Below are 13,577 nucleotides of genomic sequence, written 5' to 3'. Positions count from 1 at the left end.
AAAACCGTATTGAATGACTCAGATACGTTATCAAGGCCACAAGGATATTGCTAGTCTGGCATTCTCAGCATTGGCGCTGGATAACGGGAGTCACCATGATGAATTCGCAACAGGCAAAACAATTTCTCCAACAGGTATTTACTGCTTTGGTTGACTCGAGCTATAGCACCCAGGATGTTGCTGCATTTTTTTCGACCGATTATCAACAGCAAGCTGATGGTAATCAATTAGATTATGAGGCGTTTATTCGCCATGTGCAGGTGTTGAAAAGCACACTTGCTAGTGGAACCATCACGCTGGAAAAAGTGATGGCGGATGGTGATCAGATTGCCAGTGTGCATCTGGTTGATGTGGTCAAAAAGAGCGGGCAAAGGGTCTTGATGAAAGTTATCGCTTTTTACCGCATCGAACATGGGCTGATTCAGTGTGTTGAAGAATTGACACATCTGATCCACGGCGAAACTCAGGATCGTGATTTAGGATCGCGAGTTGCTCACTAGCGGGATATCGTTAAACGAATGAAATCCTGCGGTTAGTTGAGCAGAATCATAAGGTTATTCTACGTAATAAAAAACGCACCGGTGTTGGCCGATGCGTTTTGTGGTTAAAACCGAAAATCAATTAGCTTTCAGTCACAGGCTTTGGAGCCACATTGGATGATTCTTTCATGCCAAGGTGGTTGTTGCCCCAGCACTGTTCATATTTCCAACCGGTTAGTTCTTCAGCAACCGCTCTGGCATGGGCCGGAATATCTGCCATGGCACCGCCACCTTTAATCCGCTCAATCTCTTCTAGCAGGATTTTGTGATTATTACGGTCCAGTTTCATTTGCGTGGTGTAATAGATAGCCACCAGTGCCAGAGCGATAACGCCGATGGCAAATACCCCTACGATGGCTTGCACGGCAACTTCCGGTTGGCTCGATTGCCCGGAGACAAAACCAAAGCGACTTAATGTCCAGCCCATGGCGAAAACAATAATCGAACGTACCATTTTACCTGCAAAGGTCATGGCTCCGGCGTAGATCCCTTCACGGCGACGGCCGGTCAATACTTCGTCCACATCCGCCAGGAAGGTATAAACCGTCCACGGAATATAATAAATCCCCCCAGTGCTTAAACCGAAAACTGCGGTAATACAGAACAGTACAATGACAGTTGTTGTTTGCGACCAACCAGTGAAATAGAGCGCAGCATAGGCAATCACACTGACAATAACCACTTGCAGAGCGATGCGGAACGGGCGAGCAAAGCCCATTTTGACGCAGATACCGATAAAGACGGCGGTGGAAATCAACTGCATTATTGAACTGAAACTATTGAGCTGAGAAACCAGTGCGGCATCTTGACCTAAACCAAAAATAATAAAGTAGGTAAATGCCGATGCGAATAACCACTCCGCGCCAAAGCCGAACAGATACATACCCAGATGCTTGCGGAAAATGCGCAGATGGAAAGTAGACGCCATATCAACACACAGCTTTTTCAGCGCCTGGCCGAAACTGCTGGTGGTTTCACGGACCACTTCGCTCGCTGGGCGTTCCCATGATGAGCTATAAAGCCAGATCATCGCGCAGCACATAATCAGACCGTAGGCGATACCGGTATAAAGGAAGGGGGTTGCAGAATCTTTACCGTAAATGGCAATAAACTGACCGGGAATGAAAGCGGCCAAAAAGTTTGCTACTTTACCGAAAATGGCTTTAGAACCAGTTAATTTGGAGCGTTTGGCAAAATCGGTGGTCATCTCGGTCGCCAATGTTTCATATGGCACCATGATGGAGGTATAAATCAGTTCAAACAGCGCGTAGGTCAGTAGGTAATACCAAAAGCCAAAACCGCTCATCCATAACATTGGATAGACAAGTACCAGCGGGATACCCAGTAAGATAAAGAAGCGACGACGACCAAAGATGCGGCCCAGTCTGGTGTTATAGAAGTTATCGGTGATATAACCCATTACTGGATTACTAATCGCATCAAGAATACTGGCGATTGAGAAAATAGTCGCAGCCTCTACGACTGATAGCCCGCAAAAGGTGGTGTAGAAATACATCAGCCAGGCTCCGCTGATTGCCAGTGCCCCACTTCCCAGTAAGTTGGCACTCCCGTACGCCAGCGTATGCCTTGTTGAAATCTGTTTACTCATTTTTACTGCCACCTCAAATTAAAACAATGTTTCATTAATAATGGATAATCGTTTTCTTTATAAAGGTATGGCGTTTATAAAAATGAGTGTTCGATCACGAAAAAGGGTTTTTCGGCCAGAAAAGGCGCCTATTACAGTAAAAATTGATATGAATCAAATTAGTAGCTAGGGTGGATATTCAGCAAAAAACAGAATATCCATGATAATGCGAATAATCGATAATGCCATTTTGTGACAATAATGACCGTGACACGTGTGGCAAGATTTTAACCAGCAAAATGAAAGACCATTACTAGAATTAGCGCTATTACTTACAGTGTGAAAATATCACTTTTGTGAAAGGGCGAATTATTGCGGGCATAGCCCATGAATAAATGTTGGTTGCAATCGCGGCTGACAGTGAAGGACGTAGAATGGCAAAGAAAAACCCCTATTATGATGCCAGTAAGCCACACCACACTGAGTTTGGATTTCAGAATCTGGAGCCGGTTGTTCATCATCCACAAGATTTGAAGCGTTGGCGTGAAGAGCGAAAACGCCAGTCGCTACCAAAACCGCCGCAGCAAGGATATGCGCAGTTTGTCACTGATTGGTGGCAAGCGGCTGATTTTAGCGGGCAGCAGGATGCGTTGTGGTGGCTAGGCCATGCGTCACTGTTATTGCGGGTCAGTGGGAAAACGGTTTTGTTTGATCCGGTACTCTCCGGCCGTGCCTCGCCGCTCAATTTTTACGGGCCAGCACGGAGAACACCGGTACCTGCCAGCGTAAAAGAGTTGCCCCATATAGATGTGGTAGTGATTTCTCACAACCATTACGACCATTTGGATGTGACAACGATTAGCCAATTATTGCGCCGCTTTCCTAAGCTGATTTTTCTGGCGCCGTTAGGGTTAAAAAGTTGGTTACTACAGCAGGGTGCTCGCCATGTTCATGAACTGGATTGGTGGGATAAACACCTCGCAGCTGAATTTGAGTTTCATTGTGTACCGGCACGGCATTGGAGCATGCGTACCCCCTGGGATCGTAACCAAAGTTTGTGGTCTGGTTGGGTGGTCAAGCGTGATGATATTAACTTTTACTTTACCGGTGATACAGGTTATTGCCAGCAACTATTAACCATTGGCGAAAGGTTAGGGCCATTCAATTATGCCGCCTTGCCCATTGGTGCTTATGCCCCGCGGTGGTTTATGCAGGCCCAACATATGGATCCACAGCAGTCGGTGCAGTTATTTAAACAATTACAGCAGCCGATGACAGTACCGATTCATTGGGGGGTGTTTGAATTGGCTGACGAACCACTGGATGAACCACCACAACAACTCAAGCAGGCATTAACTGAAGCGGGTATGAAACACGACAATTTTGCACCGATTAAAATTGGTGCACGAATATTGCTGGGGTAGGGGGTTTCAGTGGGTAATTTTCAACCCACTGAAACCAATCGGTATTTTCTCTATGTATACCGATGCTGAACTAGATCCTAAATTGATTCACGGCACTGGTTAAATCAGCAGCCTGAGCTTGTAACGCCGCAGATGCTGCGGTGGATTCCTGCACCAATGCGGCATTTTGTTGCACCATGGTATCCAATTGCGCGACCGCACTATTTATTTCGTGGATGCCGCGCATTTGTTCATCGGCTGCGTTGGTTATTTCAGACATAATGGTGGTGACATCTGACACGCTGCTGACGATTTCGGTCATGGTATTACTGGCTTGACGTACCTGGCCGGAGCCAGATGCCACACTGCTGACTGTCGATTCGATCAGCGTTTTGATCTCTTTCGCTGCCTGTGCACTGCGCTGCGCCAATGTACGAACTTCCCCTGCGACCACAGCAAAACCGCGTCCTTGCTCACCCGCGCGTGCCGCTTCTACCGCCGCGTTAAGTGCCAGAATATTGGTTTGGAAAGCGATACCGTCGATCACACTGGTGATATCGCCGATCTTGCCAGATGCCGCTTCAATCGATTCCATTGTGGTGATGACTTTAGCTATCACGTCGCCACCACGTGAAGCATCGTTAGCCGCCGAAAGTACCGCAGTATTGGCCTGGCGCGCTGCGCTGGCGGAGTGGGCCACGGTTGCCGAGATTTGTTCCAACGCCGCCGAGGTTTGCTGCAAACTGGCGGCGGCAGACTCTGTGCGGCCCGACAGATCCTGATTACCTGCCGCTATCTCATTGGCTGCAATCCGTACTGATTCGCTGGTATCACGGATTTGCGCCATTACTACACTCAGTTTGTCGGCAAAATTGTTGAACGAAAGGGCTATTTTTGCCACTTCATCACGGCCTTCTACCGGCAGTCGCTGAGTTAAGTCTTCTGAGCCGGAGCTGATAGCATCCATGGCTTTATGCACATGGGTCAGCGGTGCCAGAGCACGTTTGGTAATGAGGCTAATAATGACAACAGCGATTAAAATAATAATCACCAGCGTCACCAGTGATGTGGTCAGTAACGACCGCATGCCGGTGGTAGCTTGAGCTTTGTCCAGGGCGACAACGGTAAACCATTGAGTCCCTGGTACTGCTTGGGCCAGCAGCAATTTACTGTTATCGCCAATATTGGCAGCGACAGGCTCAGTTGCTGTTAACAGTGTTTTAAGGTCCAGCGTCGGCGCAATATCGCTCAGTGGCTTAAGGGCTAGTTTCGCATCTTGATGAGCGATAATGGTGCCATCGGCATCGATTAACATACCAAAACTATCTTCAGTCGGGTGTATGGATTTCACGTTTGCAATCACGCTGTCCATGGTGACATCAGCAGCCAATACCCCTTTAACGCTGCCGTCCTGAATAATCGGCAATGCGAACGTTACCACTAACTGATTGGTTCCAGCATCAACATAGGGTGGGGTGACCACGGGTTTGCCCGCTTTTACCGCTTGTAGATACCATGGCCGCCCAGTGGGGTCGTAGCCAGCTGGAATACCATCGGGATTAGAAAAAATCGCGGTTTTGTTCGCGTAACCGATATACACGTTGATGAAGTTACCTGCGGCTGCAACTTGTCGCAGTGCCGCTGTCGGGTCTGCCGTCAGTGCGCTGTCTTTTAGTGACACAATCATTTGTGTTTTGGAGGCAACCCAATCGGCGATCCCGACACCATGACTGGCGGTAACGGCGGTCAGGGTATTATCTATGGCACTATTGTTATATTTACTGGCAACCGAGTAGTTAAAATAGGTGTTAATGGCCAGAGAGCCTGCCACGATGATGATACAGGCAGCCAAGATACGTGAACGAATGGAATCAAGCATAGAGCGTCCTAAATAAGAGGGAAGGCATGATTCAAGTAACGGCTTGGCAGAGATAAACTTGAGCTGTGTCACAGTAACAAACTGTAATTAATACGCCATTGTTAATACTTCTTTATGTAACGGTGACAAAGTAGGTGGATTTTATTGACATCTATATTCAATAAAAACATAAGCTTGATTATTCCTTTCTGCTTCATTTGAAGGTAAAAATTCAAATAAAGTTGAAAAAAATAGTGACATCAAAAGGGTAAAATTAGCATCAATGCAGCTAAAGCAGCGGTTTTCAGGCTGCATTGATGCTGAGGGATGGCAGTAATAAGAGGGTGGTTAGATTAAAATTTATACTGCAAACCTATAGCGATAGTTTGATGTTGTTGAGCAATGCCGGCGCTATTAGCTACATTTGCAGAAACACCTGCACCAGTGTCGATGATTTGTGTATCTCCTTTTCCTTCGGCATGCCTGTTCCAGGACGCTTCAACAAATAATTTAGTGTTATCGGTGACGTAGTAGCCCGCATCAACCACTACTGCGTAATAGCGAGAGCCTTTGCTGCTGTCTTTAAATGAAAGTTGACGTAAATAGTGTTCATCATCACCATAGGCATTTACCCAACTGCTGTATTTCAGCAAGGTATTAAACTCAAATTTTTGATAATGATAGCTCCCGGCTAAGCCAAGATAGGGCATTTCAAACTTTTGCTTATAACCAATGCCGGTAACACTATCGGAACCTGTAAATAGGTTATTGCCTTTATTGTAATTATAGTTTCCACCATAAGATGTCCAGCTATTATTATTGCGCTGATAACCGGCCATCATACCAATACGGTAATTGTCTTGCTTTAAAAGCCAAAGCTTTGCATTAAGATCGATTTCATTCGCATAATTTAAATTGGTTTTTTCGTGATGAGACCAATCAGTCCACTTAGATTGCCCTAACGTCTTCCAATCATAATCATCCATGACCCCCTTCCCAGGTGATAATGTGGACCATCCGCGCGCGGTTAATGTTAACCGTGATAACAGATCCCATGATATATCCATTTTTACAATAGGCGTGTTTTCCGCTTTCCAATCTATCTGGCTTAGTTTGTGACCATTATATTGGCGCTGATAAACAAACTCTTGTGATTCTGCATTCAATAACCCCAATGAGGAGCTAATCGTCAGACCATCGTTTATATCTGAGTGATAGCTGGCTACTGCTGTATGGCAGGTGATAATCAGCGGTAATACAGCAACACTTCTCTTTACCCATCTATTCTTTTCCATCATTAACCTTTAATCCCTTTAAAAATAGAAGGTAAAAGTTAACATTGACGGGAGATTAATTTTTTAAAATAAAGATTAAAAGAAAATTAAACGTATTAAAAATATTACTTAATAATGGCGCACTATAATGCATTAATATGAGCCGGGCCTGATTACCCGGCTAAATGGTTTTCAAAACTCATTAACCAGCCATTCGTCGGCTTCATCAAACATTTCTTCAACCAACCGGTTCAGTACTGATTTTTCTTGTTTATTAGCATCAGTATTGATGCCATTGGCTTGCATTGGTTTAACCTTAACTTCAGCATCAGGAAACACCCGATGCACCCGCTTGGTTAACTCTGCCTTAATCATTTCAGCGGCGTTGGGTAGGCCGGCGACATTCCGTTTGTCATAAATCAATTCAACACGCATGGCTTTTTCCTGAATGAGTAAATACTGTGTTAATATACAGCACTGGCGAGTGGCAGACAACGCTGTTTTACACGGATTGAGGCGAGAAAACGACTATTACTGATTTTTTAATGTCAATAAAATAACCGCAGGTGATTAATTGTGGGAATCACTGGCGGTTATTTTATGTGTGGGTGCTTATCTGATTGTTTATACAAGTGATTTATTTTTCCAACTACAACTGAGCACCGGTGTTTATCTAGATGGGGGCTAGTTTATTTCCAGCCAGCGAGCATCAACCACCACACCCAGTATCTTACAGTTGCCATTGAGTTCGATTAATCGATAGGAGGGATTCAATGGTTTCAAATACTTAACACCAGCATCAACAATGAGTTTCTTAAATGTTGCTTCGTTATCATCAGTCAGTTTGGCAATAACAAAATTACCGGGTAGCGGCTCTTTTTCCGGGTCAACCAGAATAATCATTCCTTCAGGAAAACTGATCCCTGAAGGCGATGTCATGGAGTCTCCTTTAACGCTGAGCCAAAAAGCGTTGTCATGGGCATTTTTGGTCGATTCAGGCCAGATTTCAATATCACGCAGCGTATAAGGCTCTATTGCCTCATACCAGTTACCTGCACTTATCCAACTGATTAACGGATAGCTGTTAGCAACTGATCCGGCCGGTTTATCATTTAGCCCATTACGCGCCGAGATCGATAAACTTTCGGCCATTTTCGCCAATTCTTTCGCCAGAGAAGGGCTAAAGCTGCTGATTGGTTCATTGAGTATTTTGGCAAAAGCAGCGGCGTTGGTCACATTGAGCGGATTTATGCCGTTAAGGAATTGGTTTACGGCACTTTGCCCAACCCCTAATTCGTGCGCGACAGACTCTTGGGATATACCCAGTACTTTTTTCTTGGCATTAAACAGCTCTTTCAGCCGCTTAGCGTCGTCTAACTGTTCTGGCGTTAATGGCTTCTTTTTCATCAGTCAATTTTATTACCGTTAGCAATAATATCCAATCATCTGCGGTGTTGACTATAAAATCACTTGCGGTAATAATCAATCAAAATATATCAGGGAAACGTATGAGATCGTTCTGGCACGCATCACTGCTATCCAGATATGTAGCATAGGTTGTTCCTGTTTATCACAAGAAGACGGCGGCCAGACTTACGGTGGTTTCCGTTGTTGAGCAATCGATAGGCTGAGGTGTCATCACGGTGCCCTGCCTTTTGTGGAGTAATTATTTATGAGTTCAATAAACGGTACACAAACCGGAAGCCACAGTCAGCAGAACCAAAACATGAGAGATATTCAATTAGTCCTGGCGCGCTGGGGAGTATGGGCAAGATATAGCTCCGGGCTGGATTATTCATCTATCGCTGCGGGCTTTAAGGGGTTATTGCCTGATACGTCTAAGAGTAAAGCCTCCTGTTGTGATGATGACGGTCTGGTTGTCGATGGTTGCGTTGCTCGATTAAAACAATACCGGCCAGATGAATATGAATTGATCATTCGTCACTATGTGCTTAATCAATCCAAGCGAGCAATTGCTCGTCAGCAGAAAAGAGATGAAAAACTGGTGCGAATTAATATGCAAATGGCGGAAGGCTTTGTTGATGGCTGCCTGGCAATGTTGAATGTGAAATTAACTATGGACCCTTTAATAGAGAATTTACATATTTATGAAGAAACACTCACGCGGTCCGCAAAAAGTGTATTAGTCTGACATTACTGGTTAGTTTGTTACGCAATTATCATAATTTAAAATCTCGCTTTGGTGAGGTTTTTTGTTTTTTAGTTGATGTGTATTTAATTAAAAATAAATCTATTTTTTATAAAAAAACACTAACGCGGTCCGCAAAAAGTATATTAGTCTGATATCACTGGTTCGTTACATACTGATTAAGAAAGAGGAAAGCCCCGCATGGTTGGGGCTTTCCTCTTTCTGTTAGTCATACGCGCAAGTGTATCGGCTTGGGAGGTATTAAATGAGTGAACAAAATCCACTGCCGTATTGGTGGGCAGGATCGCTTGCTCTATTTTCAGCGCTGAGTTTACAGGATTACATCTTTATTCTGGGTACTATTATTAGCGTAATATTTACCATCAAAACTTATTACGTTAATTTACGGGAAAAGGACGCAATAATTAAAGAAGAGCAGAGACGAACAGAAATTCTACGGGATTTTTTGCGTAATAAAACAGTGGCCGATATTCCAGCCGCAATTGCGGTATGTAATGACGCGCTACACAAAATGGAGAGCTGACATGACGCCTTCACTGCGTAAGAAAGTTTTGGGTGCCGCAGCCGGTGGAGCAGTAGCCATTGCCGGAACATTGCTGGGTGGGCACGATGGTTTTGAAGGACGTAAATACATCGCCTACAACGACGTAGTGGGCGTCATGACGCTGTGTGATGGTCACACTGGTAACGACATTATCCAGGGAAAACTGTATAGCGATCAACAGTGTGATGCGCTATTACAGCAGGATTTACTGGTGGTGAAAAAGTCGGTCGATGATGCGATACAGGTACCTGTGGGAGATTACACCCGCGCAGCGCTCTATTCATTTACCTATAACGTCGGTAAAACCGCATTTATCCACTCAACCTTATTAAAGAAACTCAATAGCGGAAATATAACCGGCGCATGCGGGGAGTTGCGGCGCTGGATTATGGCGGGTGGCAAGCGCTGGCAGGGTTTGGTTAATCGGCGTGAGATTGAACATGAACTTTGTCTGACACCGAACCTGACGGCAATAAAAGCGAAAGCCAGGGAGGGCAAATGAATAGGCGTGCCATCACCACGGTGTTGCTCGCGATATTACTCATGGGGCTGATGGCCAATACCTATCGCTTGAGTGCCAAACAGGTGCAGGAGCATGCGGAGTTACAGGCTGAACGAGTTGTTAATCAAACATTGGATAACACCATCGCTGCCTATCAGTTAAACGATGCGGCTAATCGGGCTGCCGTCGCACGGCAGTTGGAAAATGAAAGGGTATTGCGACATGAAACTGAGGATCGTCTCAAGCGTTTTGTGGCGGCAACCGCAACTGACAACTGCGCTGTCAGCCGTATGCCTGAGCCTGGCATTAGTATCTTGCGTGAATAAGCCGGCCCTTCAGGTGGTGAAATCCCCCTTATTACTGCCACCTGAGTCGGCGATGACCCAGTGTGAAATCCCGGAATTTGTTGGTTCCACATGGGGTGACAGTAGTTTATATGCGTTGGCACTCAAGCGAGAGTTACGCCTCTGTAAAGGACGGCTTGATGAGGTCATTCGTTGGCGTAATAACCAAATCGATAATCCACTACCGCCGTGAGACGACAGGCTTATCCCCGAACGGGGCAACCATTTACCAGGAGAATAACCATGATCGGTAGTAATGTCAGATATCTCATTTTTTATCAGGTGAGCCTATGAATGCTGCACTAATCAGGCAACTGGCCGCTGCCGCATTATTGGGCAAAACAGATGCGGAAGGTCGTATCTATTCAACTGATGCATGGCCGGTAACCACTTATCCAGCCATTTTGTTACAGACACCACTTGAAGTAAAAGAGTCTATTGGCCGCAATGTACCGCAGTTTAATACCATGACTACCTTACGCATTAGCGGACATATCCAACTAAGTGAGGCAGTAAATCGAGTCACGGAAGCGGCATCGGCACTTGAGCGTTTGTGTGAACAGATTCAACGGGCAGTGATTAACAGTTATGAACTGACTCGCCAGATTCAGCAATTTGCCAAAGTGCGTACCACGATGGGTATCGATACCAGCAGCGAGCAACATTTTGCTGAAGTGAAAATAGAACTCGATCTTGAGTATTACCAAGGGCCGGAAGACTTCTTCCCAGTAGAAACCACGCCACTGACAGGTATCGACATTGCGATTGATATGCCTGATGGCACCACAGACCCGCTGATCGCCATCACCCTTTCGGAGTAACCCTATGTTTGTAAAACCGATGACTGGCCGCGCAGTGCGTGACCCGGTCAAGGGCACCTTTTTGCCTGAATCTGGCGCAGAGGTTCCTGATAACCCATTTTGGCACCGTCGTATTCAAGACGGTGATGTGGTGCAGGTTACGGTAAAAACAGCGAAACCTGCATTTTAAGTGTTAACAACGGAGAGTAAAAAATTATGACAATTCCTTTCACTAATATCCCGAGTAATCTGCGTACGCCACTGTTCTTTGCCGAGTTTGATAATTCCCAAGCTAACACAGCGAGCACCCCTCAACGGACTTTGATTATCGGGCAAACCCTGGCGGAAAGCACTTTGCCCGTCAATGTGCCGCTGCTGGTTTCATCTGTCGCCACCGTTGCCGGTTTGTGTGGTGCAGGTTCAATGCTACATGGGCAAATGGCAGCATATCTGGCCAATGACAGCGCTGGCGAAATCTATCTTCTACCATTGCGCGACTCTGAAGCTATGGTTGCTGCCATCGGTAAAATTACCGTGACGACCCCGGCATCAGCAACCGGTGTTATCTCACTGTATATCGCCGGTATTCGTGTACAAACCACGGTAGTGCCGACTGATGATGCCAATACCATCGCTCTGGCGCTGGCAGCGGCAATCGAGAGTAAACCTGAATTACCGGTAACGGTTGCCCATACTGGTGATGGCGTATCGGAAGGCGCTGTTGTGGTGCTAACAGCCAAAAACAAAGGAGCACATGGCAACAATATCGATCTGCGTTTGAATTATTTGGGGAGTGCCGGTGGAGAGACCACTCCGGAGAGTCTGGTGTTGTCGATCACCCCGATGGCAGGCGGTGCAGGTGCGCCTGAACTGGCAAGTGGCCTGGCAAACTTACAAGATCGTACCTTCGATTTCATTATCAACCCTTACACGGATACCGCGTCATTGGATGCCATCAAGGCATTCCTTTCTGATAGCACCGGGCGCTGGAGCTATAGTCAGCAACTGTATGGTCACAGCTTTGCCGCTCACTCCGGCACCTATGGTCAACTGACTGCGGCCGGTGAACTGCGTAATGACCAACATGCCTCATTGCTCGGGATCCATAACTCGCCGACACCGGCTTACCTCTGGTCAGCCGCGTATGTTGGTGCTATTGCACAAAGCTTGCGTAATGATCCCGGCCGCCCACTGCAAACGTTGGCAGTAAGTGGTGTATTGGCAGCGCCCCTTTCTAGCCGTTTTACCCTGACTGAGCGGAATAACTTGCTGCATAGCGGTATTTCAACCGTGACGGTGGCGGACGACGGGACAGTTCAAATCGAAAATATCATTACGACTTATCAGACCAACAAATACGGTGCTGCGGATGATAGTTATTTGCAAATTGAGACCTTGTTCTTATTGATGTTTGTCACGCGCTACCTACGAACTCAGGTGACCTCGAAGTTTGCTCGCATGAAGTTGGCTGCCGATGGTACCCGTTTTGCACCAGGCTCGGCCATCATCACGCCAAATACCATCCGTGCCGAGTTGATTGCTCAGTATCAGACCCTGGAATTTAATGGCTATGTTCAGGATGCCAAAGGTTTCGCCCGTGGCCTGATAGTTGAGAAAAATGCCAGTAATCCAAATCGTGTTGATGTGTTGTGGACCGGCGTGCTGATTAATCAGTTGCGTATCTTTGCGGTTCTCAATCAATTCCGTCTGCAAGCGGCTGTTTAACCCTTAGCCATTTAATGCACTAACAAAATAGGAAATAAATTATGAGCGATACTTCAAACCGCCTGGCAGGTACGGCTTATGTCACCGTTGATGGCATTACTATTATGGTGGCCGGTCAGTTCAAATACAGCCCTTCAAAGGTAAAACGTGAAACTGTCATGGGCATGGATGGGGTACATGGCTATAAAGAAACCGTGGTGGCACCGTCCATTTCCTGCACTATCCGTGACAGCGGCGGGGTCTCTATCAGTGATTTTAACGACCAGACCAATGTCAATATTGTCTGCGAATTGGCGAACGGCAAAACCATTATTGGTAGCGGCATGTGGTCGGTGAGCACGTTGGTGGTTGACAGCACTGAAGGCACGGTTGATGTGAGCTGGGAAGGCGGTTCGGTGACGGAGAATTGATATGACTGTACTGGAGCGCAGTAAAACTATTTCACTGGTGAAAGCCATTCAACACGACGCAACCAAGACCACCTACGAGGTGGTCGAGCTTAGTGAACCGACACTGTTGCAAGTACAGCAATTCTACGATGAGCAAACCAAGTCAGGTTCGCTCAGCGGTATGGGATTGCTGATTGCCTTGGTCTCAGGGGTGCCGCGTGAGGCTATCAAGAAAATGGCTTTTACCGACTATAAAGCCTGTGAGGTTTATATGATGGGTTTTTTAGCCTACTCCCCAACAGGGGGCGATGGCGCGAAATAATCGCTGACGTCACTTACTATTATAGCTGGGGGCCGGGCGATGCCTGGTCCCTGACCTACAGTAGCTTAATGTGGTGGTGCCAGCAGGCCGGGCGGATTAATAAAATTAAGGCTGGCAAA

The 13,577-nt window shown here is 46.4% G+C and carries 17 protein-coding genes; 12 read left to right on the top strand and 5 right to left on the bottom strand.

Annotated features, from left to right (window positions below):
* Positions 1-95 precede the first annotated feature (95 nt).
* Positions 96-500: a nuclear transport factor 2 family protein gene (locus Q2T72_RS14435; RefSeq protein ID WP_083158320.1), complete on the top strand. Its 405-nt coding sequence runs from the start codon at positions 96-98 to the stop codon at positions 498-500.
* 121 nt (positions 501-621) lie between these two features.
* On the opposite strand, the gene Q2T72_RS14430 is transcribed toward Q2T72_RS14435, so the two are convergent.
* Positions 622-2,148, bottom strand: coding sequence for an MFS transporter (locus Q2T72_RS14430; RefSeq protein WP_083158321.1), 1,527 nt, complete (start codon positions 2,146-2,148; stop codon positions 622-624).
* 374 nt (positions 2,149-2,522) lie between these two features.
* Here Q2T72_RS14430 and Q2T72_RS14425 point away from each other — a divergent pair, with 374 nt between their 5' ends.
* Complete coding sequence (locus tag Q2T72_RS14425) at positions 2,523-3,551, top strand: MBL fold metallo-hydrolase (protein ID WP_083158322.1); 1,029 nt, start codon at positions 2,523-2,525, stop codon at positions 3,549-3,551.
* A gap of 70 nt (positions 3,552-3,621) precedes the next feature.
* Here the strand turns inward: Q2T72_RS14425 and Q2T72_RS14420 are convergent, their stop codons facing one another.
* The 4 genes from Q2T72_RS14420 to Q2T72_RS14405 form a co-directional block, all read right to left on the bottom strand.
* On the bottom strand, positions 3,622-5,409 hold the full coding sequence (locus Q2T72_RS14420; protein ID WP_083158323.1) for a methyl-accepting chemotaxis protein: 1,788 nt from the start codon (positions 5,407-5,409) through the stop codon (positions 3,622-3,624).
* A 332-nt stretch (positions 5,410-5,741) separates the two neighbouring features.
* On the bottom strand, positions 5,742-6,686 hold the full coding sequence (locus tag Q2T72_RS14415) for an omptin family outer membrane protease (protein WP_372569358.1): 945 nt from the start codon (positions 6,684-6,686) through the stop codon (positions 5,742-5,744).
* Positions 6,687-6,854: 168 nt separating this feature from the next.
* Positions 6,855-7,097 carry a DinI family protein gene (locus Q2T72_RS14410; RefSeq protein ID WP_005190119.1) on the bottom strand — a complete coding sequence of 81 codons (243 nt, stop codon included), beginning with the start codon at positions 7,095-7,097 and terminating at the stop codon, positions 6,855-6,857.
* A 249-nt stretch (positions 7,098-7,346) separates the two neighbouring features.
* Positions 7,347-8,069 carry a LexA family transcriptional regulator gene (locus tag Q2T72_RS14405; RefSeq protein WP_083158325.1) on the bottom strand — a complete coding sequence of 241 codons (723 nt, stop codon included), beginning with the start codon at positions 8,067-8,069 and terminating at the stop codon, positions 7,347-7,349.
* A 319-nt stretch (positions 8,070-8,388) separates the two neighbouring features.
* Between Q2T72_RS14405 and Q2T72_RS14400 the strand changes: the two genes are divergently transcribed.
* The 10 genes from Q2T72_RS14400 (at position 8,389) to Q2T72_RS14355 (ending at position 13,458) form a co-directional block, all read left to right on the top strand.
* Complete coding sequence (locus Q2T72_RS14400; protein WP_372569899.1) at positions 8,389-8,814, top strand: antiterminator Q family protein; 426 nt, start codon at positions 8,389-8,391, stop codon at positions 8,812-8,814.
* 262 nt (positions 8,815-9,076) lie between these two features.
* Entirely contained in the window at positions 9,077-9,355 is a 279-nt protein-coding gene (locus Q2T72_RS14395) for a hypothetical protein (protein WP_083158327.1), read from the top strand.
* 1 nt (position 9,356) lies between these two features.
* A complete protein-coding gene (locus tag Q2T72_RS14390) occupies positions 9,357-9,878 on the top strand; it encodes a lysozyme (protein WP_083158328.1) in 522 nt (173 codons plus the stop codon).
* A complete protein-coding gene (locus tag Q2T72_RS14385; RefSeq protein ID WP_083158329.1) occupies positions 9,875-10,204 on the top strand; it encodes a DUF2570 domain-containing protein in 330 nt (109 codons plus the stop codon). Before Q2T72_RS14390 ends, Q2T72_RS14385 begins: the two co-directional genes overlap by 4 nt.
* Positions 10,197-10,415 carry a hypothetical protein gene (locus Q2T72_RS14380; protein ID WP_083158330.1) on the top strand — a complete coding sequence of 73 codons (219 nt, stop codon included), beginning with the start codon at positions 10,197-10,199 and terminating at the stop codon, positions 10,413-10,415. The genes Q2T72_RS14385 and Q2T72_RS14380 overlap by 8 nt, the downstream gene beginning before the upstream one ends.
* A 97-nt stretch (positions 10,416-10,512) precedes the next feature.
* The gene (locus tag Q2T72_RS14375; RefSeq protein WP_083158331.1) at positions 10,513-11,043 is read left to right on the top strand and encodes an ATP-binding protein; all 531 of its coding nucleotides are present in this window, start codon (positions 10,513-10,515) and stop codon (positions 11,041-11,043) included.
* Between the two features lie 4 nt (positions 11,044-11,047).
* Positions 11,048-11,212, top strand: coding sequence for a DUF2635 domain-containing protein (locus tag Q2T72_RS14370; protein WP_071843434.1), 165 nt, complete (start codon positions 11,048-11,050; stop codon positions 11,210-11,212).
* A 26-nt stretch (positions 11,213-11,238) separates the two neighbouring features.
* Entirely contained in the window at positions 11,239-12,747 is a 1,509-nt protein-coding gene (locus Q2T72_RS14365) for a phage tail sheath subtilisin-like domain-containing protein (protein WP_372569357.1), read from the top strand.
* 41 nt (positions 12,748-12,788) lie between these two features.
* Positions 12,789-13,157, top strand: coding sequence for a phage tail tube protein (locus tag Q2T72_RS14360; RefSeq protein ID WP_042568284.1), 369 nt, complete (start codon positions 12,789-12,791; stop codon positions 13,155-13,157).
* Position 13,158: 1 nt separating this feature from the next.
* Positions 13,159-13,458 (top strand): phage tail assembly protein, encoded by a 300-nt coding sequence (locus tag Q2T72_RS14355; protein ID WP_042568283.1) that lies wholly within the window; start codon positions 13,159-13,161, stop codon positions 13,456-13,458.
* Positions 13,459-13,577: the final 119 nt, after the last annotated feature.

The organism is Yersinia sp. 2466 StPb PI, assembly GCF_041538325.1.
Classification (GTDB): Bacteria; Pseudomonadota; Gammaproteobacteria; order Enterobacterales; family Enterobacteriaceae; genus Yersinia; species Yersinia enterocolitica_E.
The sequence above is the reverse complement of the archived record's forward strand: the minus strand, read 5'-3'. Positions and strand labels throughout refer to the sequence as shown.